We start from the raw sequence: 25382 nt of genomic DNA, 5'->3' as shown, positions 1-25382 counted from the left end.
TCCACAAAAAAATACTGCCTATCAATTATTGACAGGCAGGGCAAATGCCATACACTTCGAAATTATGGTTTTCTATTGTATAACCACCCGGTAGCACCGTTTTCACATCTGCTATCGGACAGACATCAATTGCTTTCGTAATGCCACATTGTTTGCAGATAAAATGATGATGATGGCCTTCTATATTGCAGTGAAAACGGAAATGTTTATCTCCGTCAATTGCTGTCATCTCCAGGATACCAAGTTCGGCCATTGTATATAGGTTACGATACACGGTATCGTAACTGGCACTCGGAAAATCCTCACGAAATTCTTTCCAAAGATCGGTCACCGCGGAATACTGGGATCGTTTCTGAAAAATATCCAGCAGTTTTTCGCGCTGCTTTGTCTGTTTAAAGCCATTTTCTTTCAGAATATGCATCGCACGTTCACTATTCATACGCTTTCCGTCCTTTATCTTGCAAGATTATTAAGAGTTTTTCTCGATATTCAGGTCTGCCTCTAAGCTGACTTCCACATTGCCTTTAATTGCTCTTGTAATCATACAGCTTTCTTCCGCCTTAACGGCAAGCTTCTCCAGCATCTGGAATTGCTTATCTGTCGCCTCTTCTTTCAAATACACTGTAGGTCGATGGATGATTCGCTTGTAGGTAATCACACCATTCGTTTCGTCGACAATACCTTCTGATTCCAGTTTCATGGATGATAGCGGCAAATGAGCACGTTCAATCATTGCTGCTAACGTGATGATGTAGCAAGTAGCTGCTGCACCGAGCAGCATCTCATCCGGATTCGTACCAATGCCAGGTCCACCCATTTCAGGCGGAATGCTGATTTCCGTCTTCAGGTTTCCTGCTTCAATCGAACCAGAGCTGTTTCTGCCTCCTGGCCAGGCTGCCGCTAAATGAAAATGATGTTCTGACATGGTACTCGTCCCCTTCTGCTATCTGTATACTACCTTCTATTTTAACGCTTATGAGCTAGAAAAACAAAATGTCTGTTCAAAAAAAAGACCTTCTACCATTAAGTAGAAGGTCTTCCTTTTTATTCAGTTCCTTCAGCAGAATCCTCTTTCTTATGCTCCACTTTGTTCTTACCGGATACAATCCAGCCGATTACGGCGATCGCTACTAATATACCGTAGAATGTAAGTTTCCAAGCTGTAGAGTGTGCGAAGTCATGCGGCAGTACGCCTAGTGCTTCGTGGGAAAGCGTACTAACGACAAGCTTAATCCCAACCCAGCCTACGATAATGAAAGCTGCTACTTCTAAAGCAGGTCTTGTATGGAGAAGATCTACGAATACATTCGCTGCAAAACGCATGATGATGATACCGATCATACCACCTGCTAGGACGACAGCGAATTGTCCAGTATCCAAGCTTCCTACATTACCTATTCCGGTTGGCGGAAGTGCGACAGCTAGTGCTACTGCTGCAAGAATGGAATCGACGGCAAAAGCAAGATCAGCAAGTTCGACTTTCAAAACTGTCATCCAGAAGCCACTTTCTTTTTTCGGCTTCTTATTTGCCACGTCATTATTCTTGGCACTGAATTTGTCGTACAGATTTTTTATGGAAATAAACAATAGGTACGCCGCACCGATCGCCTGTACTTGCCATACATCAACAAGGAAGGAAATGACGAATAGAGAGGCGAAGCGAAGAACAAATGCTCCGACTAGACCATAGAAAAGTGCTTTTTTACGTTGTTCTTCAGGCAAATGCCTTACCATGATTGCGAGTACTAATGCGTTATCTGCGGCAAGAATACCTTCCAGCCCGACAAGGACGATCAGAACCCAGCCATACTCAAAAAGTAATTGTGCATCCATGTAGTTACGCTCCTTTAAGTGTAGTATGCGATTATCTTTGCAATCATACCCCAACTTAGTAAAGGCGTAACACTTTTTACTTAAAAAAAGCGAGACCTTTACCAAGAAGGTAAAGGTCTCGCTAACAACGTCTGAGTTGCCAATAAAGCCGGAGATTTCTCTCGGAATGACGACTTTACTGTACAGCTACTCCCCTTTAAAAGCATATTGCGCTTATCACACATTCAGTCTATTGGAATATCAGAAGAATGTCAACAATTTATTGCAGGTAGTTGCCAAGATCTGCTTTCAGCTTTTCTAACAGCTCTAAACTGTTTTCGCGGCTTGCACTATTAACGCCATAATAGCTCTTTATTTTCGGTTCTGTTCCAGATGGACGCAAGCACACCCAACTATCCTTCTCGAGGAAAAGCTTGATTACATTTTCCTTCGGAAGCGTCAGCTGCTCTTCTGTATCAGAATCAAGATTAAGGCGTGTTTGTGTGGAATAATCCTCCACTGCAAGTACATTCAGGCCACCAAGCTTTTGTGGTGTGTCTGCACGGACAGCGTCCATCATAGCGGCAATCTTAGCAGCGCCATCCTTACCTTTTAGCGTAATGGAATGAAGATCCTCCAGGAAGAAGCCATGCTTTTCATATAATACATGCAATGCTTCAAGCAATGTTTTGCCTTGTGCGCGCCAGTGGGCAGCCATTTCACAAGCAATCATAGCAGCCTGAACTGCATCTTTATCGCGAACAAAGTCACCGATTAAATAGCCATAACTCTCTTCATAACCAAACAAAAATTTCTCGTCTGTTGTTTCGAATTGCTTTATCTTTTCTCCGATATACTTGAAACCAGTAAGCGTATCAATTGTATCGACGCCATATGAAGCTGCTACCGCACGGCCCATTTCAGTCGTTACGATTGTTTTGACAAGTTTTCCATTGCGCAGATCACCTTCTGAAGCATTCTCCAGCACATAATCCAGCATCAAAGTACCAAGCTGGTTCCCTGTCAGCACTTGATATGCACCTTTTCCGTCCTGTACTGCAACTCCTAGGCGGTCTGCATCCGGATCAGTTCCAATCAGTACATCCGCTCCAATTTCCTGCCCTTGCTCCATTGCAAGTGTAAAAGCTTGATGTTCTTCAGGATTCGGAGATTCAACTGTAGAGAACTCCGGATCCGGCTGCGCTTGCTCTTTGACCACATGTACATTTTGGAAGCCAAGCTGATCCAAGCCGCGCAAAACTAGATCATGAGATGTTCCGTGCAGCGGAGTGAAGACGATTTGAAGCTTGTCCAATTGCTCTTTCGCGGAATCAGACATATTCGAGATCATTTTCAGTTGCTGCAGGTAGGCACTGTCCACATCTTCTCCTATAACATGCAGCAAGCCATTTGTACGGATAGTTTCCAGTTCTTCAACTTCTACAGCCAGTTCGTTTTCCACTTTCGCAATTTCAGCAATGATAGCTTCTGCCTGCTCAGGAGGAATTTGGCCACCATCTTCGTTATAAACCTTAAATCCGTTGTATTCAGGTGGGTTATGACTTGCTGTAATCATGATACCAGCAGCAGCTTTCAGATGCCGTACGGCAAATGATAGTAACGGTGTCGGTCGTAAAGACTCGAATACATGCGCACGAATACCATGTGCTCCAAGAACACGTGCCGTTTCATCCGCGAACTCTGGAGACATGTAACGGGAATCATAAGCAACCGCCACGCCACGATTCTTGTAATCAGAAATGTTCTTTTCCATATATACTGCTAATCCTTCTACAGCTTTGCGAACAGTATAGATGTTCATACGGTTCGTTCCCGCACCAAGCACACCGCGCATACCGCCTGTACCAAATGTTAATTCTTTATAGAAAGCATCTTCCAAAGCTGCTTCATCATCAGCGAGCTTCGTCAGTTCCTCTTTATATTTCGGATCAAGTGCTTTAAATGTACTCCATTTTTTATATGTATCTTGCCAAACCATGTGCTTTCCTCCTGAAAAATAAGTATAGTGATATCCTACCACATTATAAGTGGAAATGGCGCGAAATCCCATCCTGCTGGAAATTTAACAAATACTTGTGGAATGGGTTACGCCATAGCCTGGCTATGCTATGCTAGGCTATATCAATAACTGGAAAGGATACTGATCTAAGTTGACTCAGAAAAAATGGTTCCAAGGCCTTGTGGCCGCTGTTCTGACTTTCACACTTATACTGTTGATTGCGAAAGTCGATTTCATCTTCCAGCCTCTGGCTACATACATAGGAGCGATTGCATTCCCGATGATTGCAGCCGGCCTTCTATTCTACATCACTAAACCGCTCGTGCGGCTTCTAGAGAAGATCCGCTTCCCAAAATGGGTAGCCATCCTAACGATATTCCTGCTCCTGATTGGATTGGTATATCTCGTCTTTCGGTTCGCTGCTCCAATCGTACAAAATCAATATCAGGCATTGGTGAATAACATCCCAGGTATCACAAACCAACTAACGTCCATTGTGGACTATTGGGAGGAAAATCACTCTGCGTTGCCTGATCAAGTTGAGGAATCAATCCAGAATTATGCATCAAACTTACAGTCCAGCCTGCAGGATATTCCAGGTTATCTGATTGGATTTATTTCCAGCCTGATTAACTTCTTGTTCACATTGGTTTTGATACCCTTTTTCTTATTCTTTATGCTTAAAGACGGAGAAAAATTAATTCCATTTTTAACAAAATTTTTTGATAAGAAAAAAGGTGCAAGTGTGAAGAAGCTGATGGAGGACCTGAACCATACGTTGGCATCCTTCATCCAAGGTCAGTTCATCGTAGCAATGTGTGTCGGTACGATGCTATTTATCGGGTATGCGATTATTGGGCTTAAATATGCCTTCACTCTCGCTATTATCGGACTGGTCTTTAACGTCATTCCGTTTCTCGGACCATACTTAGCAGCAGTACCTGCTATTCTGGTTGCTTTCTTCCAAGAGCCGAAATTAGCTATCTTAGCAGCAGTTGTCATGCTTATTGCCCAGCAGATTGAAGGAAACCTAATTTCTCCGAATGTCATGGGAAAAGCACTAAGTATCCATCCTCTGACGGTTATTACACTCATACTGGCAGCCGGAAGCATTGCCGGTTTTCTCGGTCTACTGTTCGTCATTCCATTCTATGCGGTTTGCAAGACTATCATCTCCCACTTCTACCATGAATGGGTCGATTCTAGGATGAAGAAAAAATCTGCTGCTGGAATTCAAGCAGAATAGGAGGTAGTAATCTATGGTAAACAATCAGCCTCCCTTATGGACAAAAGCCTTCATTTTCTTATTGCTGGGCAATTTGTTCACTTTTATGAGCTTCCAGATGCTGCTGCCGAATCTGCCGCCGTATATTGCCTCCATTGGCGGCAGCAGCTTGGAGGTTGGATTGGTAACAACGGCATTCTCGATTGCCGCTATTTTAATCAGGCCATTCATTGGTCATGTACTGCTGACGAAGAAAAGGAAAACGCCGATACTGATCGGTTCTTTCCTTTTGCTCGTCTGTGCAATTCTTTATCCCTTCACTCAAATCGTTACGCTTCTATTAATTTTCCGCTTTCTGCATGGAGCTGCTTGGGGATGGAGCACCACTACAAACGGCACAGCTGCAGTTGATCTTGTACCGAGAAGGCGTGTCGGAGAAGGCATGGGTTATTTCGGTCTCTCTATTACAATCGGTATGATCATCGCACCAAGTGTCGGCATCTTCCTCTATCAGACCTATAATTTTCGGACGCTCATATTTGTATCTATCATACTTGGCATGATTGCTTTTCTATTCCTGGCACTAACACGTTATGCTGAGCCGGAAGCATTGTCACGAAACCAGGCCCAACCGCCGAAATTTTCATTTTTTAAATCATTAATCGAAAAGAAAAGCGCCTATCCTGTATTCATTACATTCCTTACGTCATTCGGGTACGGTTCCATCGTCACTTATCTTGTTCTTTTTGGACAGGAACAGCAGCTTACGGGTACATTCCTCTTTTATTTGGCCAATGCTTTATGCGCAACAGTTTCTAGACCATTTACAGGCCGCTTGTTCGATTCCAAAGGACCATGGATTCTAATAATGGGTTGTTCCGTTGTTGCTTTCCTTGCTATGTGGATACTCAGCATAGCATCAGCCAATTGGTACTTCATCGTCTCCGGTGCCTTGTTCGGGCTCGGTTATGGGTCTATGATCCCCGCTTTGCAAGCGTGGACAATTTCCAAGACAGATGTCGAGAGAAGCGGCATAGCCAATGGGATGTACTATTCATCTATCGATTTTGGCATCGGCTTAAGTGCTGTTATCCTTGGCCTTCTGCATCAATTTGTTTCGACATCTACTCTGTTCCAAATGTCGAGTTTCCTGTTTTTGCTCGTATTTTTGTTCACGTTGACCGATTTTGTGATCAAGCGTCGAAGAGATCGGCAGCCTGCTCTTAATGTAAATAAATTATAAAGAATACAACAAAAATGAGATAAATCGGCAAACGCGGGTAAATAGGTACTATCGTCCTTTTTTCTGCATACTTTGGAGCTTTCATTTGTATTTATTTATAAAAGCATGTAGTATAGGGATAATATTTTCAACATTGTATTTATTTCGGATAGCGATGTTGATGTTGTGTCTCTTCCATAACCCGTTTCAGAACGGTAGCGGTTTGCAAGGGATTTCCCCGGGAACCGGGAATTCAAGCTTGCAAGATAACTGATTCCGGCTGAATGGGCTATTGAAGAATAATTTAAGGTATTCCATACTTACAAGGAGGATCTACTTATGCAGACTACAAATGTTTTGGAGCTGAAAAAACAGTACGAACAAACACATTTCGAGCTGTTGAAATTGTTGAACGAACAGGCAAGCCTTAAGCAGCAGCTGAAGGATCTTCCTGAAAGTGAACGCAGCCAGTCTGAAAAACTTCTTCTGGCAGAACTGAAAGCACAGAATGAAGCTGGTGTGCTTGGAGAATCCACAATGGACGCTATCTTCAAGGCTGTCATGCAAGCTAAGACGAAAGAAGAAGAAGCTGCAAACAAGCGCCCAATGCTTGTGTCTCGTGCTTATAAAAACGAAGATACAGTTATTGACTTGAAGGGTGAAAAAGTCGGTACCGGTAAAGCAAGCTTCGTCTTTGGACCATGTTCTGTGGAAAGCTATGACCAAGTGGCTGCGGTAGCGGAATCCTTGAAAGACAAAGGACTTAAATTACTTCGCGGCGGTGCCTTCAAACCCCGTTCTTCACCATATGACTTCCAAGGCTTAGGTGTAGAAGGCTTGGAAATTCTGAAGCGTGCAGCGGCTGAATATGATTTGGCTGTCATCAGTGAGATCGTAACTCCGCACGACATCGAGAAAGCACTTGATTTTGTCGACGTGATCCAAATCGGCGCACGTAACGCACAAAACTTCGAATTGTTGAAAGAAGCAGGACGCACCAACAAACCTATCCTACTTAAACGTGCACTGTCTGGTACAATTTCAGAATTCATTGCAGCGGCTGAATATATCCACTCCGAAGGTAATGGTCAAATCATCCTTTGCGAACGCGGTATCCGCACATATGAAACAGCAACACGGAACACACTTGATATTTCGGCTGTTCCGATTCTGAAACAGGAAACTCATCTTCCTGTCATGGTTGACGTAACACACTCTACTGGTCGAAAAGATATTATGCTTCCATGTGCAAAAGCTGCACTTGCTGTCGGTGCAGATGGAGTAATGGCTGAGGTTCATCCGAACCCTGCTGTTGCATTGTCTGATGCAGGTCAGCAAATGGATATTCCGGCATTCGATAAATTCTATAAAGAACTTGCTGCTTTCCAAGCCAAGATTTAAAACTAAAAGGACCGTCACTTATGTGACGGTCCTTTTTTATTGAAAATCGATTGCGGAGCTTTCTGCCACGCAGCGATAGCCCATTTTCTGATATAGCTTGTTAGGACCAGGATCATCCGCATTTGTGAACAGGCAGCAGAACTGTTTTCCTTCATGAAGCAATTTCTCCGAAAGTGCTGCTACTAATCCTTGAGCATACCCTTTTCGCTGCTGTTCTTCCGGAGTAAAAACTGCGTTAATGACAATACCATTCCGGCTTTCTCTCGAGCACCCCGCCATACTAACGATATCTCCGTCCACCATCCAAACATACATCCGCTTTTGAGTTATCAGCCTGCCGATCACGATATCTGCTCGCTCCTCCGTCATATCCTCACCAGTAACTTCTCCGAACCGTACAAGCCAATCACGCAACAGAGTAAAATCATCGTTATTGGCCGCACGCATCTCCCCTCTGGCAACACCTGCATCCTTGACTGTATCGAGCTGATAAATGAACTGATTCATATGGACCTTAATCTGCTTTCCGTAAAGCTGCTGCCAAGCACGCGCAAACTGATTGGCTTGTTGCACAGGTCCGATGACACCTGGAAGATTGGGCGTCAATGTTTGTACAAGATGAGCCAGCTCGGCAGCTTCTTCATCAGTCCATACTGTATCATGAGAAAGAATGATTCGATTCCCTTTAGTATGCAAGAAGACTATGCGAATCCTATCATGATCCTCACCATAACCAAAAACCGATCCCATATCTTCTCCCTCAGCCATTCTGCCAAGCAAACCCAAAAGTAAGTTATTCTCTGCTTCATGCTTCAATAAAAATGATTCAGCTTTCACAAGCAACCGATTCACATCCTGCTCCAGAATAAAACGCATTCTTTCCCCTCCTGCTTGACGTTTAGACTTCTTCTTTTCTATTCTAAGTGTAGAGGTGATGATATGAATAAACAAGAGCTGGAAACCAAACTGGCTGAATTGAAAATGACGTATGCAAGTGTGCAGGCAGACGCTGATAAACTGGCATCAAGCGGTGCGGGCGCAGCCCACATGGAAAAACAGCTAGAGGCGATGGAAATCGAGATAAAATCGCTTCGCCAGCAACTCCGGACACTGGAATAATTCCCAAGTTCCCGGATATACTACAATACATGCACAGTATTTGGATTACACATAGAAAAAGCGTATAATGGATACATTGAAAACGCATTTTTTATTTTTTTAAGGGAGAGATTTTATACATGAATAGTCCGGATGATCCTGGGAGTCCAGTTTTACTCCAACTCGTATTGATTGGTATTTTAACAGTACTGAATGCTTTTTTTGCTGCAGCGGAAATTGCATTGGTCTCACTGAATAAGAACCGCATCTCACAGCAAGCAGATGAAGGCGATAAGAAAGCTGCCCTGCTGCAAAAACTTATTGCTGATCCGAGTAAGTTTATCGCTACGATCCAAGTAGGTATTACGCTGGCAGGATTCTTCTCAAGTGCCTCAGCTGCTACCGGACTTGCAAATCGATTCGCTGGTGTATTGGGAGATATCCCTTACGCACAGCAAATTAGCGTTGTGGTCATCACTATCTTGCTGTCTTATGTAACACTTGTGTTCGGTGAATTGTTCCCAAAAAGGGTTGCCCTTCAAAACGCGGAGAAGATTGCCAGATTCTCTGTCACACCGATACTATTTATCAGTAAAATCGCAATGCCATTCGTTAAATTCCTTTCCTTCTCCACTAATGTACTTGTGAAAATCACTCGTGTAGGAAGTGATGCAGAAGCTGAGAAGGTCTCCAGGGAAGAAATCAAGCTTCTCGCTCAGACTGGACAGCAGGAAGGTATCTTGAATGCGGATGAGTTCGGCATGATCAAAGGGGTTTTTGACCTTGATGATAAGATAGCACGCGAAATCATGACACCGCGGACAGATACATTCACACTGAGCATTGATACCCCTGCAGAAGAGCTCGCAGATATTCTGCTGGAACAGAAGTACTCCAGAATTCCAGTCTACCAGACAGACAGCGATACAATCGTCGGTATTTTGAACATGAAGGATTATTTCAAAGCAGTACGGGAGTATGGATTCGATGGAGTCCGACTCGAAGCAATTTTGCGTGAAGCACATTTTGTACCTGAGACAAAATACATTGATGATCTTCTAAAAGAATTGCAGCAGACACATAATCATCTTGCAATCCTGATTGATGAGTATGGCGGCTTCTCTGGTATCGTCACAATGGAAGACATGATTGAGGAGATTGTCGGAGATATAGATGATGAATACGATGAAATCGAAGGAGAACTTACCCGTATCGATGATAATACGTATATGGCCAGCGGTTCCCTGCAGATCGATGAATTCAATGATTTCTTTGATACAGATATCGATGTTCCGAACTTCGATACGATAGCCGGCTTCATTCTAAGCCGCATTGGATCGATTCCAGATGAAGATGCCGATACGGTTGTGGAATATGAAAACATGCTCTTCACTGTAGAATCTGTACGGGATAATCGACTGGAAAAAATCAAAATTGAATTAAAACGCCCTCATAGCGAGGCAACTGTTTAAAATAAGAAACTGCCTGTTCCTATACAGGCAGTTTCTTATTTTTCCGACTAAAAAGCGATGAAGCACCTAATCATGTTATGCTGTACATAATGAGAAATAAGAAAGGATTTTGAACGTGGAAGCTACAGCGCAGCAAATATTGAAGGATTATTATGGCTATGACACCTTCCGAAGAGGACAAGCCGAAGTAATCGAGCATGTGATGAAAAATGAAAATACGTTAGCCATCATGCCGACTGGCGGAGGAAAATCAATCTGCTATCAAGTGCCAGCATTAATGCGCCAAGGAACTGCACTGATCATCTCTCCGCTTATTTCCTTGATGAAAGATCAGGTCGATGCACTGACAGCAATGGATATACCTGCTGCTTATATAAACAGTACACTGGAAGCTGCCGAAATGGAATGGACGATGCAGCAAGCCGCACAAGGTGCCTTCACCTTCCTTTACGTGGCACCAGAACGACTGGAAAATGCTCGTTTTCTGCAAATGGTTCGCCGTATTTCGATAAGCTTGATAGCTTTTGATGAGGCTCACTGTATTTCCCAATGGGGCCATGATTTTCGTCCAAGCTATAGATCCGCTACTAGCATACTCGATAAACTGACAGAGACACCGCCTGTAATGGCTTTGACCGCTACTGCAACGCCACAGGTAGCAGACGATATCCAGAGACTGTTGAATATCGAAGAAGACTTCACGACTCGCACAGGCTTTGCTCGTGATAATCTTCGCTTCCAAGTAGTTAAAGGTGCAGATAAAGAGCGCTACATCCTGGATTTCATTCAAAAACGCAAGCAGGATACCGGTATCATCTATGCACCGACTAGGAAGCTAGTCGATCAGCTTTCCTTGTTCCTGGACCGGCAAGGAGTCAAAACAGCCACATACCATGCTGGTATGAGCGAAGCAGACCGTCAGGCAGCACAATCTTCCTTCATCCAAGATGAAGTCAGTGTTATGATCGCAACGAATGCTTTTGGTATGGGAATCGATAAAAGTAACGTGCGTTATGTACTGCACTATGCCTTGCCTATGAATATGGAAGCCTATTATCAGGAAGCTGGCCGTGCAGGACGTGACGGAGAACCGAGTGACTGTGTTCTGCTCTTCTCAGGGCAGGATGTACATTTACTGAAGTTCCTAATTGAAAATTCATCATCCGATACACAAGCGGAATATCAGAAGCTGCAGCAGATGATGAATTACTGCCATACGCAGAGCTGTTTGCAGACATATATGCTTCACTATTTCCAAGATCCTCATATACCAGAGGATTGCGGCAGATGCAGCAACTGTCTGAATGAATTCGAAAAAACAGATATGACACGAGAAGCGCAAATGGTACTTTCCTGTGTCAAACGAATGAATGAGCGCTTTGGTGCCGTATTGGTTGCAAAGGTACTAAAAGGGTCCAAGGACAAACGAATCATGCAATTCGGACTCGAGAGTCTTTCCACATACGGCATCATGAAAAACCGAACGGAAAAAGATATCACACAATTCATCCATTATCTTTCAGCCGAAATGATCCTTGCACCAACCGATGATAAATATCCTGTTCTGACACTTACAGATGAAGCTGTCCAAATTCTCAAAGGCGAAAAGAAAGTAATGATGCAGATTGCTAAAGCGACAGAGACAGCCGAAGCGGATTATGATGAAGCATTATTCCAAGAATTGCGGGAATTACGCAAGGAGATTGCCCAGGCAGAAGGACTTCCTCCGTACGTCATCTTTTCGGATGCGACACTGAAGGAGCTATGCCGATACGTTCCGCATAGTCAAAGTGAGATGCTTGAAATTAAAGGTATCGGAGAAAGACGGATGGAACAGTATGGAGAGCAGTTCCTTGAAGTGCTAAAACAGCATGAGCAGACAGCAACGGCTCCTAACCGTGATCAAAAGCCATTGCTACAGGAAAAGCAAGATAATCCAAGTCATCTAATTAGCTTTGAAGCGTTTGAGAAAGGCAGTTCCATGGAAGAAATAGCGAAAGAGCGTGGCTTGACTCCGATGACTGTCAGCAATCATCTGTTCAAAGCCTATGCTGATGGAGAACCGCTCGATCTACAGCAATTTTTCACAGCAGAGCAGGAGACAGCTGTTCTAGATGTACTGAAGCAGCATGATGAACTTCCAAAGCTTCGGGAAATCAAAGAACAAATGGATGTAGCGTGCGACTATCATGCAATCCGTGCTGTACTCGTGCACCAAGGTATCTTAGAACATTGAAAAACCCGTATTACTGGTTCAGTCCAGTAATGCGGGTTTTTATTTAGTCGAACTTGATTGCCCAGCTGCCGTCACGGAAAACGGGCTCGGATGAGTCATCTGCAAAAATACCATCAATGGATAGGTCTGCTGATCCAATCATGAAATCAGTATGTGTCAAACTGTCGTTAACCCCATGCTTATCAAGCTCTTCCGCATTCATGGAAGCTCCGCCTTCCAGTGTAGTCGGATAAGCTTTTCCTAAAGCAACGTGACAGGAAGCATTTTCATCATATAGCGTATTGTAGAAGATGAGACCAGACTGAGAAATTGGAGATTCATGCGGTACCAATGCAACTTCTCCAAGACGCAAAGCTCCCTCGTCTGTTTCCAGCAGGTGCTTCAATGTCTCCTGACCTACCTCGGCTTTATAATCAACAACCTTACCTTCCTTGAAGGTAAGTGTGAAGTTATCAATCGTATTTCCATCATAAATTAATGGTTTTTTACTTGTAACAGTTCCTTCAACATCGTATTTATGCGGCATCGTGAACACTTCCTCAGTAGGCATATTCGGATTGAATTCAGTGCCGCTTTCGGTAGTAGAAGAACCACCTTTCCAAATATGACCTTCTGGTAAGCCTATCTTCAAATCGGTTCCTTCAGATTTGAAATGAAGCTTTTTGTATCGTTTGCCATTCAGTACGTCGCGGGCATTATGCAGCGTAGCATTATGGTCTTTCCACGCTTGAATCGGATCGTCCTGATCAACACGGACAATTTTGAAGATAGAGTCCCAAAGTAGCTTCGTTGCTTCCTCTGCTGATTTCCCTGGGAAGATCTTCTGTGCCCAGGCATCTGTCGGAATAGTTATAATCGTCCACGGAACGATATCATTCATTGTATAATGGCGAAGATGCTGCAATGCTTGCGCGGTAGCTTTCGTTGCTTGCGCTACTTTGTTTCCATCCACATCTTTGAGAAGATCAGGGTCAGTGGAGCGGATCTGCAGAAGTGCTGCACCCTTTTTCATGTAATAAGCACGCTGCTCTACCAACCAATCAGGGATATCTGTGAGCACTTCCTCGGATTGATGCGTATATTTCAAAAGCATCAGGGTATCATCTGACCAATTGATATGTACCTCACTTGCGCCCAGCTCATAAGCACGCTTCGCAATCAAACGGACAAATTCCGCACCATCAATCGGCGCCATGATAAATAGCGGCTGATCCTTTTGAATATTTACACCTGTACGTAGGGCGATCTCTGCATATTTTTCTAATAATTTCTTATCTGGCATTGGAATCAATCCTTCCCGTCATTGAATTCAGACTATTCTTCCATTCTAGTAAAGTATGCGCAAATTGGCACGAAATATGCCTATATGTCTAGCTCCAAAGACCAAAAACTGCGGTATAAGTGATAAATCCCTGCGTGGGTTAAAGCGCCCACTCCGGGCTTTCTCACTTCCTTCTCCGTTCCTAAACGGCTTTTTCCGCTTTTCATGATCTAGCTGCGGTGACCAGAAACTGCGCTGTAAGCAATAAAACCCTGCGTGGGTTAAAGCGCCCACTCCGGGCTTTCTCACTTACCGCTCCGTTTCTGAACGGTCACCTCCGCTTTTCTATTGTTGTCTAGCTCCAGAAACCAAAAACTGCGCTGTAAGCAATGAATCCCTGCGTGAGGAAAAACATCTCACTCCGGGCTCCCTTACTTACCGCTTCGTTTCTAAACGGTTTCTTACGCTTTTCTATTGTTTCTGACTTTCGATTTCTTCCACTAGCATAGACAATGCTTCCCATCGCTCCATCTTTTGTTCCAGTTGCTGTTCCAGCTCCTGTTGTTCGGTAAACAGCTCCTGGACACGTTCACTGTTACTGCCTGCCTCTGTTATCCCTTCGGCACACGCTTCGAGTCGCTCTTCCAGATTAGCAATTTCATCTTCTATTGAATTCCATTCCTGCTGTTCCTTGTAAGATAGCTTCTGTTTTTTCTTTTCTTTCTGCTCTTGAGCTGGCTCCGGCTTTGTCTGCTGCAGTTTTGGTTGTTCTTGAACCTTTTCCCAGTACTCGCTATAGTTGCCATAGAACGTTGAGACTGCTCCTGCACCTTCGAAAAGAATTAGCTGGTCCACTACGCGGTCAAGGAAATAACGGTCATGGGAAACCGTTATGACGACACCAGGATAGCTATCCAGATAATCTTCAAGAATGCCTAAGGTTTCCGTGTCCAAGTCATTGGTGGGTTCATCAAGGAATAAGACATTCGGCTCCTGCATCAATACACGCAGCAAGTACAGTCTTTTTCTCTCTCCGCCAGACAAACGATGGATATACGTATATTGATGATTCCGCGGGAATAGGAATTGCTCCAGCATCTGTTCTGCAGTAATGATGTTTCCATCCGCGGTATGGATGACCTCTGCTACTTCCTTGATATAATCAATGATGCGCAGCTGCTGATCCATGTCCTGCTGAAGCTGTGTATAATACCCCAGCTTAACAGTCTCTCCAGTCTCCACTTCCCCTGCTGTCGGCTGAATTCTACCGGCAAGTGTATTCAATAGGGATGTCTTCCCGCTTCCATTCGGACCGATGATACCGATGCGATCACCTGGTTTGAAAAGGAAATCGAAATGACTGAATAACGGTTTATCACCGAATTGAACCGTTATGTCTTTTGCCTCCAGCACCTTCTTGCCTAAACGGGCCGCTCCAACTTGTAGGTCCAGCTCGTTATCCTGTGTCTGGAATTTGGTTTCTTTCATCTGTTCTACTCGCTGGATCCGTGCTTTTTGTTTGGTTGTCCGTGCTTTTGCTCCGCGGTGCAGCCACGCAAGCTCCCGGCGCAATGTATTTTGATGCTTCTCTTGATCCAGAAGCGTCTGAGCTTTCCGCTCTGCTTTTTTCGTCAAATATGTTTCATAGTTTCCTTCATATCGATAAAGACTGCCCATCTCCAATTCAAAGATATGGCTCGTTATCCGGTTCAGGAAATACCTATCATGTGTTACGAGCATGATAGCTCCAGGATAGCTAGGTAAATAGCCTTCAAGCCACTCAATTGTCTCGTTATCCAGATGGTTTGTCGGCTCATCCAGCAGCAACAAATCAGCAGGCTGAATAAGTGCCTTCGCCAGCGCTACCCTTTTTCGCTGACCGCCTGATAGAGTATCGACAGAAGTCGTATAATAATCGACCCCGAGCTTCGTCAGAATTGTTTTTGCCTGAGTACTTGCATCCCATGCATCTTCTGCATCCATTTTAGCTTGAAGGGTAAACAGCCGATTTTGAGTCTTAGCGTTATCCGGCTCCTGCTCCAAGCTTGAGAGTGTTTCCTCATATGCACGAATTGTCTGCAAGATTGGAATAGTCCCGCTAAAAACCTCCTCCAGCACGGTTTTACCTGGAGTTAGTTCTGGCTCCTGAGCCAAATAAGCCAGCTGAAAAGTTTTGCTGTGGTCGATGTTTCCGCTATCTGAACCTTCGATACCAGCTAGGACCTTCAGCAATGTCGACTTTCCAGTTCCATTGACACCTACCAAACCGATTCTATCACGACTTTCTATATGGAATCCGATTTCCTGAAACAGCTGTTTATCTCCATATGTTTTTGTGAGATTTTCTACACTAAAAATACGCATGTGCTCCTCCTTCCCGGACAAGGAAAAAGCCGCCCGTACAGGCGGCTTTTCCTCATCCATCCCTGCTTATTGCTGTGGCATGGACTTTCTGGCACCATGATTGACAGGGCCTACGTATTGATTAAGCTGGAAGCCTCCGCGAATCGCTTCTGTAATGAATGTCTTCGCTTCATAAATTGCTTCTTTCACACTGCTGCCGTTTGCCAACAGTGCACAAATAGCTGCAGAACTTGTACAGCCAGCACCGTGCGTATAAGTCGTATCGACATTCTCGCTTTCAAGAATTTCGAAGCTTTCTCCGTCATAAAGCACGTCAATCGCTTTATCTGCCTCAAGCTTGCTGCCGCCTTTTACAAGGACATATTTTGCACCAAGCGCATGAATTTTCTGCGCAGCTTCTTTCATTTCTTCCACAGAATGAATCAATGGCATTTGTGCCAATTTAGCAGCTTCGAACAAGTTCGGTGTGATGACTGTCGCAAGCGGGACCAGTTTCTCTCGAAGACTAACTGTGTTTTCCGGCTGCAACTCTTCATCCGCACCTTTACATACCATAACCGGGTCAATGACTACATTTGGGATGTTGTTTTCTTTGATCATGTTTGCAGCCAATTCGATGATTTCTGGAGAACCTAGCATTCCTGTTTTCACCGCATCAACACCAGCTCCTACTACAATCGTGTTCAGCTGTTCTTTCACTGTATTCACATCAACTGGGAATACTTTATGGTGCCAGTTATTATAAGGATCCATTGCAACGATAGTCGTCACAGCAGACATTCCGTATACGCCAAATTCCTGCATCGTCTTCAGATCCGCCTGGATACCAGCTCCGCCAGAGGAATCTGAGCCTGCAATTGTTAATGCTTTTTTCATGTCCGTTACCCCTTTTGCACACATGCTGTCATTTTTTATCACTGGTTGTATTATACTCCTTTTCCTCCATCTCTATCAACCAGCCTGCATACCTGTAAAAATAGAAGAGTTAACTTTGGTTGAATTCTGCTTTATATAAGGTTTTTCGTCAATATCCCTCCTTTTACTGGAAAACTATGTTGGATTTGTAATACAATGAATCTAGTTGTTTTTACCTATTTTTTTAGGAGGTGTTCCCTGTTGGAAGAGTATGAATTGGAAGAATCATATTTAAATAAGAGTTCCGCGCTCCATCGTCGGCATTATGGCCAGTATTTCACTCCCGATAATATTGCAGACATAATGCAACAGTGGGTGCTTCATAATCTGCAAGGCACTCGGCTGCTTGACCCTGCTGTCGGTCTGGGGAAGCTAGTCAAAGATATACCAACTACATATAATATTGATGCATACGATGAAGACTTAAAGATTCTGGAAGCTAACAGGGACTTTTTCTCATCCCATTCATCTATTCAGTTGTATAAACATGATTTTCTTGTGGATGGCTGGGACAAAACGTATGACGCTATTATTTGCAACCCTCCTTATATACCTTTCCGAAACGAAGATGAAAAGGAGATCTACTTAAACTTATTCCGGCAGAATATGGGCGTTTCGCTTTCTACATATACTAATTTGTACGGTCTATTTATACTGAAAGCTCTGCATCAATTAGATGAAAATGGACGTGCTGCGTTTATTGTACCCTCGGACTTCTTGAATGCCAGGTATGGAACGAAAATCAAAGAGTATCTTCTGCAAGATAGCAGCCTGGAAATAATCATTAACACCGATATTCAAATGGGCTGGTTCAAAGGAGCGGCGACGACCAGCTCTCTGCTGTTATTCGATAAGTCAAATAGAAGTGATACGATTGAGTTTATCCGTACGCAATCCAATGAAGAGCTTCAGCAGGCAGCAACATATATGTTATCTGATCGGAAAAAGCCTCTCGGTATCATTCATCATCGGCAGGATTTGATTCCCGCTGATAAGTGGAGATTGCATTTCTACCAGGAAGACCAAAAACGCTTCAAGAACGTGCTGCCGCTTAACCATTTCGCTGCAGCTAAACACGGTATAAAAACTGGATCAAATCAGTATTTCTGCTTCAACAATAGCAAGATGCGCCAGTGGAACATAGGTAAGCAGCATTTTCTGCCTTGTATTTCTAAATCAGCTCAATTAAAGAAGCCCTTTTTTACGTACATTGATTACAAGCAGCTTGTGCAAAAAGACGAACAGATGCTTTTGCTGTACGCAGATGATGAACAATTAGAGGATCATGCGCTGGTACAGTATCTGGAGGATGGAAAGACCCATCGAGTTGATCAGCGCCATCTCATCCGCTCCCGTAAACCTTGGTACAGGTATCCTGTTTTGGATGCAGCGCCTATCTTGGTAAATGTGTTCAACCGAAAGCAGATCCAGTTTGTCCGAAATAAAACCAATGTCCGCCATCTAGACCAGTTGATCGGCATTTATCTTTATGAGGAATATGAAGAGGATGCAGATCTTTTCATGGCTTACTTCCTCAGTGAGAGAGCGCAGGAGCTGATGGCAAATCCCCATAAGGAATACGGTAAAGATCTGAAGAAACTGGAGCCGAAGGATTTGAATACATCTTTAGTACTGGATGTACAAGTACTTTCGGAAGAACAAAAACAGGAAATACGCAGTCTCTACGAACGGATTGAATATTTAACGATACATGACGGAGATCAGCGGGAATTGGAACATAATTATCAGCTGCTGAATGCATTATTTCATAATTGGATACAACCATTTGAGGAAGAGGAGCTGTAAAATACAGCTCCTCTTTTTTTTATGGACGAAAACGCTAAACTATTACTTGAATTCCTCCGATAGATACGAATGTAAATGTATAGCTACAAGGGGGATAACATTGGAAAAGAAAATCGAAGCAATCATCACAGCAGTACCATATATAAAAGCAATCCTTAGAGAGGATGCTATGATCACTATTTTTGATGCTGAGCAATATTTGTATTATTCTCCAAGTGCAGATCTTAACTTCCGCCATCAGACTGGAGAACCACTACCCGAAGACTACAAGCAGTTCAAGCAAGTCAATCCGGAAGGCGTCACTGTTGTAAAGGTACCGAAAGAGCAATTCGGTGTACCATTTGATAGTATTTCTATCCCGATAAAAGATGACGCCGGAAATGTGATCGGCGGGATAAATTGTGCAGTGACTACGGCTAAGCAAGATTTGTTCAAAGACATTATCAGCAGTATGGAAAGCGCCACCGATGCTTTACTCGGAAAGATACAGCATATCGCAGCCCATTCCGAGGAGCTGTCCGCAACGACTGAGCAAATCTCAGAGAATACACGCAATACGGTGGCTCACTCTGCCAAGATAACAGATATCGCAGGAACAATCAAAGGTATCAGCGAGCAGACGAACCTTCTCGGCCTCAATGCAGCCATTGAAGCAGCGCGCGTCGGCAGTGCTGGTGCCGGTTTTGGGGTTGTGGCTACAGAAGTCCGCAAGCTCAGTATTGAATCAAAGAACGCAACTGTCAGTATCGAAGAAACACTACGTGCAATAAAGGATTCCATCAACCGGATGCAGAATGACTTCCAGGAGATTGCAAGCTCTTCCCAAGAGGAAGCCAAACTAGTAACTGAGTTTATGACCGAAATTGAAACACTGACAAAAACAGCCGCTGACTTGCGTGAATATGCAGAGAAGAATATCCTGACATAAAAAAGACGAGCCTAGCATGAAAGCAGGCTCGTCTTACTTATTATTCTTCGAAATTACGACCGTCGTTACGATACCATGGATAGTCAGTTCCGAATGCCACTGCCATCTCCTTGGAGCGTTTCAACCGTTCCTTACGGTAGGCAGCACGCTGCGGCGCACCATCATGCAGCCACTTCTCTTCCGGGCTCTCCGGAAATACTTCTGGTACTACAATCGGCTGTTTATTGTCATCCAGCGCAACCATTGTCACGAATGCAGTTGCTGATACCTTTCTATCTCCTGTGCGCAAATCCTCTGTTACTGCTTTTACAAAAACTTCCATGGAGGTATTATTCGTCCATGTAACAAATGCTTCTACACAGATTGTATCTCCTACTTTTACCGGTGCAAGGAAATCTACACTGTCGGTTGAAGCTGTTACAACAAGCTGTCTAGCATGGCGGTATGCAGCAATTGCCGCTACGTCATCGATATGAGCCATAAGCGTTCCTCCGAACAGCGTACCGTGGCTGTTCGTATCAGGAGGAAGTACATGGGACGTTTTAACTGTCAAAGATGCGATACATGGTTTCGATTTCACTATGGGTTCCTTCTTTCCGCCATACTTTAGGCTACAAGATCGGGGAGATCAAACGCGAAAGGGATTCTTTGAATCGGATCCAATTTGATCTCTGTTTATATAGTTTATGTGAAAGCTGTGTTGATAATAGGATATCCTCTTCAAATTTTTCTTTCAATACCCCTGCCGTATTTTGATCATATAAAAATGCATTCACTTCAAAATTCAGGCGGAAGCTTCGGACATCAATATTAGCTGTCCCGACAGAAGATATCTTGTCATCTACAACAATCGTCTTCGCATGCAGGAAGCCATTTTGATAAATATAAACTTGGGCACCTGCCTTGATTAAGTCGCCTGCATTCGAGTAAGTTGCCCAATAAACGAATGGGTGATCCGGCTTGTTCGGAATCATAATCCGGACGTCTACCCCTGACAGCACAGCAACCTTCAGCGCATCTGCCAGACTCTCATCGGGTATGAAGTATGGCGTCTGGATATACACATACTTCTTTGCAGAGAGAATCATCTTGATATAGCCATGCTTGATTTGCTCCCATTCCGAATCAGGTCCGCTTGAGACAATCTGCACTCCCACATTACCGGCTGGTTCAGACAAATAATAGCGATCTTCATACTCAATATCATGCCGGGAGGCTTGGTTCCAGTCTAGAATAAAGCGTGTCTGCATTGCTCTTACGGCTTCTCCGGTGATCCGCAGATGCGTATCACGCCAATAGCCGAATTTACGATCATAACCTAAATACTCATCCCCGATGTTAAAGCCGCCAATATAGCCAACCTTTCCATCGATGATTGCCAATTTCCGGTGATTTCGGTGATTGAGCTTCAGATTGATCTTCGGAATGAAGGACGGGAAGAAAGCTTCGATTTCAACACCGGCTTTCACGAGCCTGCGAACATAATTCTTCTTGATACTTCGCGACCCCATGTCGTCATACAAGAAGCGTACTTTTACGCCTTCTTGCGCCTTTTTAATCAGTACATCTGCCAACCGTTCGCCAAGCTTGTCGCTTCGCACAATATAATACAAAAGGTGGATATGGTCCTTTGCCTGCGAAAGATCATGCAGCAGCGCATGGAACTTCTTCTGGCCATCCGTGAACAGCTCCACATCATTCCCTTGAGTCAAAATCGCATCATCATTACGCAGATGCATGTAGGCAAGATCCTTGTATTCCTTGACGGCCTCCTGTTTATAGACAAATGTATCTTCCTCAATGGCGCGTAATTGGGCCTGTACTTGTTTCTTCACCCCAAGTCTGGATTTTGTATCCCAGGTGAATATCTTGCCCGAGAGCTTGCGGCCGAAGAGCAAATAAATTACGAAGCCCGCAACCGGAATAAAAACGAGTACGAGCAGCCATGCCCATGTAACACTGGCATCGCGCCTTTCCAGGAAAACAATCGCTAGTGCCAGGAGAATATTTATGATAGTTAATAATCCTAATAAATACGCAAATATATGCACATGAGCGTCTCCCTTCATATGTAGCATATTTCCAATTACCCATACTAATATATAGTATCACATAAAGCGTTGACAACTTCTTGTAACTCCAAAAGGAACAAAAGTATTGAAAAGCGTCAAACCCAACCTTACACTTAAATCATATAGAGATAGAAAGAGGGGCGTAAAATAACATGCAATCGCAATCATCCAAGTCCGGTGTCGTGTATGCAGCAATCGCATACGTGATGTGGGGCATACTGCCGCTATTTTGGAATTTACTAGGGGAAATAGATGCAGGTCATCTGTTGGCTCACAGAATCGTCTGGTCCTTTGTCACGATGATACTTGTGGTCCTTTTGCTAGGTAAAATCCGGCCATTTTTCAAACAAATAAAGGATTTATTTTCAGATAAACGCGCATTCTGGGGTCTGTTCGCAGCTTCCTTGACCGTAAGCCTAAATTGGCTCGTCTTTATCTGGGCGGTAAATTCCGGACATGTTCTGCAGTCCAGCTTAGGTTATTATATAAATCCACTCATCAGCATATTGCTTGCCATGATTGTCCTGAAGGAAAAAAGCACCCGCTTGCAAATTGTAAGCTTTATCCTTGCCGCTCTTGGAGTTATTTATCTGACCTTCAGTTATGGTGTATTTCCTTGGGTATCATTCCTGCTGGCAATCAGTTTCGCTGTTTATGGCTTACTGAAAAAAGTCGTGACAATTCCGCCGATGTTTGGTCTGACAATCGAGACGATGTTCGTCACCCCGCTGGCCATTTTGTATCTGCTCTTTGTGCCTGCAGCACATAGTGATCCTATTCCTACAGGTACAGCGATTATACTATTCTTATCTGGGGCTGCCACAGCCGCACCGCTTCTGCTGTTCGCCCATGGAGCCCGCAGACTTTCTTTAACACAAATAGGTTTGCTTCAATATATCGGACCGACACTCATGCTTCTCTTAGGTGTCACTTTATTCGGTGAAGCATTCACGCATGCACATCTGATTGCTTTTTCATGTATTTGGGGCGCTCTAGTCCTATATACCATTTCGGGCATCCGGCTGAAGCGTCTGACCACAAAGCAGCTCAAACAAGCCCAAACTGTAAAATAAGCCACCTTTATTTACGAAAAGGTGGCAAGAAAAGCAATAACACAAATAATCCACATAAGATAGTAGCAAAGATATATAATGTCCCTTTGATGATCTCCTCTTGAAACAAGAAGGAGAATAAACTGGTAACAAGCAGCAGCAAAGCCGTTACAGCGGCTGGGATGAATAAAACGAACGGGTTCTTCGTGAAATGACGCAGTACTCCGATACTAAGCAGCGCAATTCCAGAAAAAGCTAACAACAGCAAGGAAAAATCCATACCTGCACCTCCTGCTGTTCAGCTTATTCACGAACTGCCCAAACGGTTATAAAATACCGGCATTTCCTGCCGGTATTTTTTTAAAACTGCCGTTCTTCCTCAACTTCCTGTTTTGCATCATAGATGACAAGTTTGCTAGACGCACTTTCCTTAGCAAGTCCTTCCGCTTCCAGAACGGCATCATCTGCGATGGTATTCCATCGGTGCTACATTTTCCATCTTCACGTACCAGCCAGACACATCGTTATTCGGGATAACACTGTATTCTTAGTATGTTCCTCCTTCATGCTTTTATAGATTTTGTTCCCAGCTACCCATCTCGTGAAACATCACGTGCCAGCTGTTCCCACTATTCAACTTCCTTTAAATCTAGTAAGATATAATTTTACATCCAATTTACAATTGTATTTTACCGTATACCCCTGTCTAAGGAATTTAACAGCGGGAATACGTAACTATATTTCTACCAAACGAGGGTGATGATGCTTGCAAAGAAGAAAGATCTACCTGATTATCGCATCGTTTCTGCTCGCTATCGTCATCGGCGCAGTGATTGTCTTAGCTGCATCTAATCAAAAAGCAACAGTCACCAATGCTCCTACAGAGGTCGTTCCAAGTGAAACTGATTCCCCCGGAAATCCTGATGAAGACCCTGCTGCATCTGAAGAAGAAGCGGAGAATTCTTCAGACATAAAAGATGCTTTCCAGCGATTGCTGAAGGATACGCTCGGCCTCTTCATCAAGGAAGATCTGCATATTACTGCTGTTGGTGATAGTTTGACCCAAGGAGTCGGCGATGAGACGGAGAATGGCGGCTATGTCGGAATTCTTCAGCAGACCTTTGAGCAGACGGATGATCGCGTGAAAATTGATAATTTTGGTAAGCGCGGTAATCGAACAGATCAGCTGCTGAAAAGACTGGACGATCCTGTCATATCAGCCTCCATTGAGAATGCTGATGTTGTCCTGATTACAATCGGTGCCAATGATATCATGAAAGTGACGAAGGATCACTTCACCGAATTGGATTATGATGACTATAGCGCGGCTATGCCATCTTATGAGGAACGAATGAAAGAAATATTCGACAAAATCAATACGCTGAATCCTGATGCTGAAGTATATTTGATTGGCTTCTATAATCCTTTTGAGGAGTATTTCCCTCAAATCGAGGATCAGCTCGGTACAATCATTAGTGATTATAATGATATCGGCAAGCAAGTCGCAGAAGAAAACGACCAGCATTATATCGAAACAGCTGATTTATTCCAAAATGAAACAGCAAACTTATTATCAGAAGACTTCTTCCACCCAAATGAAATAGGTTATGGAAAAGTTGCAGAACGGGTACTGGAAAGCATTAAACCCGTTATACAGGAAGACGAAGAATAGGCAGGTGATGTATCGTGGAAAACAGGAAGAACGAATCTCAGCCACCGAAGCAGCGTGACTGGAAGAAATACTTTAAAATATTAGCTATCGCAAATGGTATCATTCTGCTGCTTTTATTGCTGCTCATTTTCCTTCCGGCATTCAGTCCAGCACCCGACCCGCCGAAAGAAGCACAATTTGACAGCTCTGACTCCTCTGAGTTCACAATCAGCTCAACAAAAGCAAATGTCAATGAACTGATAAATGCATATATCGATAAAGAGCTTAATGATAATTCCGATAATTATTCTGTTGTACTAGGTGATGATGCGGTGGAGCTAAGTGGAGGTATTACAGCATTCGGCGTGCGGATTCCGCTGCAGATGACGCTCGAGCCGCAGGTACAGGATAACGGAGATCTGTTGCTTGTACAACGAGATATCTCACTCGGCAGTCTTTCACTGCCGAATGATAAAGTACTCAAATATATAGATAGATATTATAAAACGCCGGAGTGGGTAACCATTAATCCGGATGAAGAATCCATCTATGTTGCTGTTACCCAAATGGAATTAGAGAACAATTTCCATGTGGAAGTAGAACAATTTGATTTATCGAATGATAATCTCAGCTTCAAGCTGTATATTCCGAATGATACTTTCGGCTTGTAAATAAAACAGGGCTGGGACATAACTAAAATATTGCTCTAAAACGAACAATATTCCTGAGCACCGCTTCGGCAGAAAACTCCGCTTTCCACGGGCACGGCCTCAGCCTCCTCGTGGAAAAACCACCACTGCGGGGTCTTCAGCTCGTGCTGTTCCCGTAGGACAAGGAAAGCTTCGCA

22 protein-coding genes are annotated in these 25382 nt (G+C 43.8%); 11 read left to right on the top strand and 11 right to left on the bottom strand.

The window, feature by feature from the left end:
• Positions 1–25 precede the first annotated feature (25 nt).
• The 4 genes from CHH58_RS09645 to CHH58_RS09630 form a co-directional block, all read right to left on the bottom strand.
• Positions 26–439 carry a Fur family transcriptional regulator gene (locus CHH58_RS09645; protein WP_038563964.1) on the bottom strand — a complete coding sequence of 138 codons (414 nt, stop codon included), beginning with the start codon at positions 437–439 and terminating at the stop codon, positions 26–28.
• Positions 440–469: 30 nt separating this feature from the next.
• Positions 470–925, bottom strand: coding sequence for an OsmC family protein (locus CHH58_RS09640; protein WP_095227979.1), 456 nt, complete (start codon positions 923–925; stop codon positions 470–472).
• A gap of 119 nt (positions 926–1044) precedes the next feature.
• Positions 1045–1833, bottom strand: a complete 789-nt coding sequence (locus CHH58_RS09635) for a TerC family protein (RefSeq protein WP_095227977.1) — start codon at positions 1831–1833, stop codon at positions 1045–1047.
• Positions 1834–2092: 259 nt separating this feature from the next.
• The gene (locus CHH58_RS09630; RefSeq protein ID WP_095262431.1) at positions 2093–3811 is read right to left on the bottom strand and encodes a phospho-sugar mutase; all 1719 of its coding nucleotides are present in this window, start codon (positions 3809–3811) and stop codon (positions 2093–2095) included.
• Positions 3812–3983: 172 nt separating this feature from the next.
• On the opposite strand from CHH58_RS09630, the gene CHH58_RS09625 reads away from it, so the two are divergent.
• The 3 genes from CHH58_RS09625 (at position 3984) to CHH58_RS09615 (ending at position 7680) form a co-directional block, all read left to right on the top strand.
• Positions 3984–5078, top strand: a complete 1095-nt coding sequence (locus CHH58_RS09625) for an AI-2E family transporter (protein WP_095227973.1) — start codon at positions 3984–3986, stop codon at positions 5076–5078.
• A gap of 13 nt (positions 5079–5091) precedes the next feature.
• Entirely contained in the window at positions 5092–6300 is a 1209-nt protein-coding gene (locus tag CHH58_RS09620; RefSeq protein WP_095227971.1) for an MFS transporter, read from the top strand.
• A gap of 318 nt (positions 6301–6618) precedes the next feature.
• Positions 6619–7680 (top strand): bifunctional 3-deoxy-7-phosphoheptulonate synthase/chorismate mutase, encoded by a 1062-nt coding sequence (locus CHH58_RS09615; protein WP_095262430.1) that lies wholly within the window; start codon positions 6619–6621, stop codon positions 7678–7680.
• 36 nt (positions 7681–7716) lie between these two features.
• On the opposite strand, the gene CHH58_RS09610 is transcribed toward CHH58_RS09615, so the two are convergent.
• On the bottom strand, positions 7717–8556 hold the full coding sequence (locus CHH58_RS09610; RefSeq protein ID WP_095234126.1) for a GNAT family N-acetyltransferase: 840 nt from the start codon (positions 8554–8556) through the stop codon (positions 7717–7719).
• A 63-nt stretch (positions 8557–8619) separates the two neighbouring features.
• Here CHH58_RS09610 and CHH58_RS09605 point away from each other — a divergent pair, with 63 nt between their 5' ends.
• The 3 genes from CHH58_RS09605 (at position 8620) to recQ (ending at position 12486) form a co-directional block, all read left to right on the top strand.
• Complete coding sequence (locus CHH58_RS09605) at positions 8620–8799, top strand: SE1832 family protein (protein ID WP_095219278.1); 180 nt, start codon at positions 8620–8622, stop codon at positions 8797–8799.
• Positions 8800–8918: 119 nt separating this feature from the next.
• Complete coding sequence (locus tag CHH58_RS09600; protein WP_095227965.1) at positions 8919–10250, top strand: hemolysin family protein; 1332 nt, start codon at positions 8919–8921, stop codon at positions 10248–10250.
• 115 nt (positions 10251–10365) lie between these two features.
• Complete coding sequence (recQ, locus tag CHH58_RS09595) at positions 10366–12486, top strand: DNA helicase RecQ (RefSeq protein WP_095262429.1); 2121 nt, start codon at positions 10366–10368, stop codon at positions 12484–12486.
• A 43-nt stretch (positions 12487–12529) separates the two neighbouring features.
• Here recQ and CHH58_RS09590 read toward each other — a convergent pair whose 3' ends face one another.
• From CHH58_RS09590 to pdxK, 3 genes are all read right to left on the bottom strand, one after another.
• Entirely contained in the window at positions 12530–13768 is a 1239-nt protein-coding gene (locus CHH58_RS09590) for an aminopeptidase (protein ID WP_095227961.1), read from the bottom strand.
• Between the two features lie 450 nt (positions 13769–14218).
• Positions 14219–16111, bottom strand: a complete 1893-nt coding sequence (locus tag CHH58_RS09585; protein ID WP_095262428.1) for an ABC-F family ATP-binding cassette domain-containing protein — start codon at positions 16109–16111, stop codon at positions 14219–14221.
• 66 nt (positions 16112–16177) lie between these two features.
• Positions 16178–16987 (bottom strand): pyridoxine/pyridoxal/pyridoxamine kinase, encoded by an 810-nt coding sequence (pdxK, locus tag CHH58_RS09580; RefSeq protein WP_095262427.1) that lies wholly within the window; start codon positions 16985–16987, stop codon positions 16178–16180.
• A 240-nt stretch (positions 16988–17227) separates the two neighbouring features.
• Between pdxK and CHH58_RS09575 the strand changes: the two genes are divergently transcribed.
• Together CHH58_RS09575 and CHH58_RS18780 are read left to right on the top strand one after the other, a co-directional pair.
• On the top strand, positions 17228–18832 hold the full coding sequence (locus CHH58_RS09575) for an HsdM family class I SAM-dependent methyltransferase (protein WP_170937576.1): 1605 nt from the start codon (positions 17228–17230) through the stop codon (positions 18830–18832).
• Between the two features lie 100 nt (positions 18833–18932).
• Positions 18933–19760, top strand: a complete 828-nt coding sequence (locus CHH58_RS18780) for a methyl-accepting chemotaxis protein (RefSeq protein WP_283162807.1) — start codon at positions 18933–18935, stop codon at positions 19758–19760.
• 40 nt (positions 19761–19800) lie between these two features.
• Here CHH58_RS18780 and CHH58_RS09565 read toward each other — a convergent pair whose 3' ends face one another.
• Together CHH58_RS09565 and cls are read right to left on the bottom strand one after the other, a co-directional pair.
• Positions 19801–20340: an acyl-CoA thioesterase gene (locus CHH58_RS09565; protein ID WP_095219259.1), complete on the bottom strand. Its 540-nt coding sequence runs from the start codon at positions 20338–20340 to the stop codon at positions 19801–19803.
• 31 nt (positions 20341–20371) lie between these two features.
• Positions 20372–21811: a cardiolipin synthase gene (cls, locus tag CHH58_RS09560; protein WP_038563923.1), complete on the bottom strand. Its 1440-nt coding sequence runs from the start codon at positions 21809–21811 to the stop codon at positions 20372–20374.
• A 173-nt stretch (positions 21812–21984) separates the two neighbouring features.
• On the opposite strand from cls, the gene rarD reads away from it, so the two are divergent.
• Positions 21985–22905, top strand: coding sequence for an EamA family transporter RarD (rarD, locus tag CHH58_RS09555; RefSeq protein WP_095227953.1), 921 nt, complete (start codon positions 21985–21987; stop codon positions 22903–22905).
• A gap of 7 nt (positions 22906–22912) precedes the next feature.
• Here rarD and CHH58_RS09550 read toward each other — a convergent pair whose 3' ends face one another.
• A complete protein-coding gene (locus CHH58_RS09550) occupies positions 22913–23164 on the bottom strand; it encodes a hypothetical protein (protein WP_095227951.1) in 252 nt (83 codons plus the stop codon).
• A 486-nt stretch (positions 23165–23650) separates the two neighbouring features.
• Here CHH58_RS09550 and CHH58_RS09540 point away from each other — a divergent pair, with 486 nt between their 5' ends.
• The gene (locus CHH58_RS09540; protein WP_095227949.1) at positions 23651–24556 is read left to right on the top strand and encodes a GDSL-type esterase/lipase family protein; all 906 of its coding nucleotides are present in this window, start codon (positions 23651–23653) and stop codon (positions 24554–24556) included.
• A 14-nt stretch (positions 24557–24570) separates the two neighbouring features.
• On the top strand, positions 24571–25206 hold the full coding sequence (locus tag CHH58_RS09535; RefSeq protein ID WP_170937575.1) for a YpmS family protein: 636 nt from the start codon (positions 24571–24573) through the stop codon (positions 25204–25206).
• Positions 25207–25382: the final 176 nt, after the last annotated feature.

The sequence above is a fragment of the Terribacillus saccharophilus genome, assembly GCF_002272745.1.
Classification (GTDB): domain Bacteria; phylum Bacillota; class Bacilli; order Bacillales; family Amphibacillaceae; genus Terribacillus; species Terribacillus saccharophilus_B.
This window is presented reverse-complemented; position numbering and strand designations above follow the sequence as displayed.

Excerpts from the sequence above, each read along its gene's own strand:
- CHH58_RS09645 (WP_038563964.1), bottom strand. The coding sequence starts at position 439 with ATGAATAGTGAACGTGCGATGCATATTCTGAAAGAAAATGGCTTTAAA.
- CHH58_RS09640 (WP_095227979.1), bottom strand. The coding sequence starts at position 925 with ATGTCAGAACATCATTTTCATTTAGCGGCAGCCTGGCCAGGAGGCAGA.
- CHH58_RS09635 (WP_095227977.1), bottom strand. The coding sequence starts at position 1,833 with ATGGATGCACAATTACTTTTTGAGTATGGCTGGGTTCTGATCGTCCTT.
- CHH58_RS09630 (WP_095262431.1), bottom strand. The coding sequence starts at position 3,811 with ATGGTTTGGCAAGATACATATAAAAAATGGAGTACATTTAAAGCACTT.
- CHH58_RS09620 (WP_095227971.1), top strand. The coding sequence starts at position 5,092 with ATGGTAAACAATCAGCCTCCCTTATGGACAAAAGCCTTCATTTTCTTA.
- CHH58_RS09615 (WP_095262430.1), top strand. The coding sequence starts at position 6,619 with ATGCAGACTACAAATGTTTTGGAGCTGAAAAAACAGTACGAACAAACA.
- CHH58_RS09610 (WP_095234126.1), bottom strand. The coding sequence starts at position 8,556 with ATGCGTTTTATTCTGGAGCAGGATGTGAATCGGTTGCTTGTGAAAGCT.
- CHH58_RS09605 (WP_095219278.1), top strand. The coding sequence starts at position 8,620 with ATGAATAAACAAGAGCTGGAAACCAAACTGGCTGAATTGAAAATGACG.
- CHH58_RS09600 (WP_095227965.1), top strand. The coding sequence starts at position 8,919 with ATGAATAGTCCGGATGATCCTGGGAGTCCAGTTTTACTCCAACTCGTA.
- CHH58_RS09590 (WP_095227961.1), bottom strand. The coding sequence starts at position 13,768 with ATGCCAGATAAGAAATTATTAGAAAAATATGCAGAGATCGCCCTACGT.
- CHH58_RS09585 (WP_095262428.1), bottom strand. The coding sequence starts at position 16,111 with ATGCGTATTTTTAGTGTAGAAAATCTCACAAAAACATATGGAGATAAA.
- pdxK (WP_095262427.1), bottom strand. The coding sequence starts at position 16,987 with ATGAAAAAAGCATTAACAATTGCAGGCTCAGATTCCTCTGGCGGAGCT.
- rarD (WP_095227953.1), top strand. The coding sequence starts at position 21,985 with ATGCAATCGCAATCATCCAAGTCCGGTGTCGTGTATGCAGCAATCGCA.
- CHH58_RS09550 (WP_095227951.1), bottom strand. The coding sequence starts at position 23,164 with ATGGATTTTTCCTTGCTGTTGTTAGCTTTTTCTGGAATTGCGCTGCTT.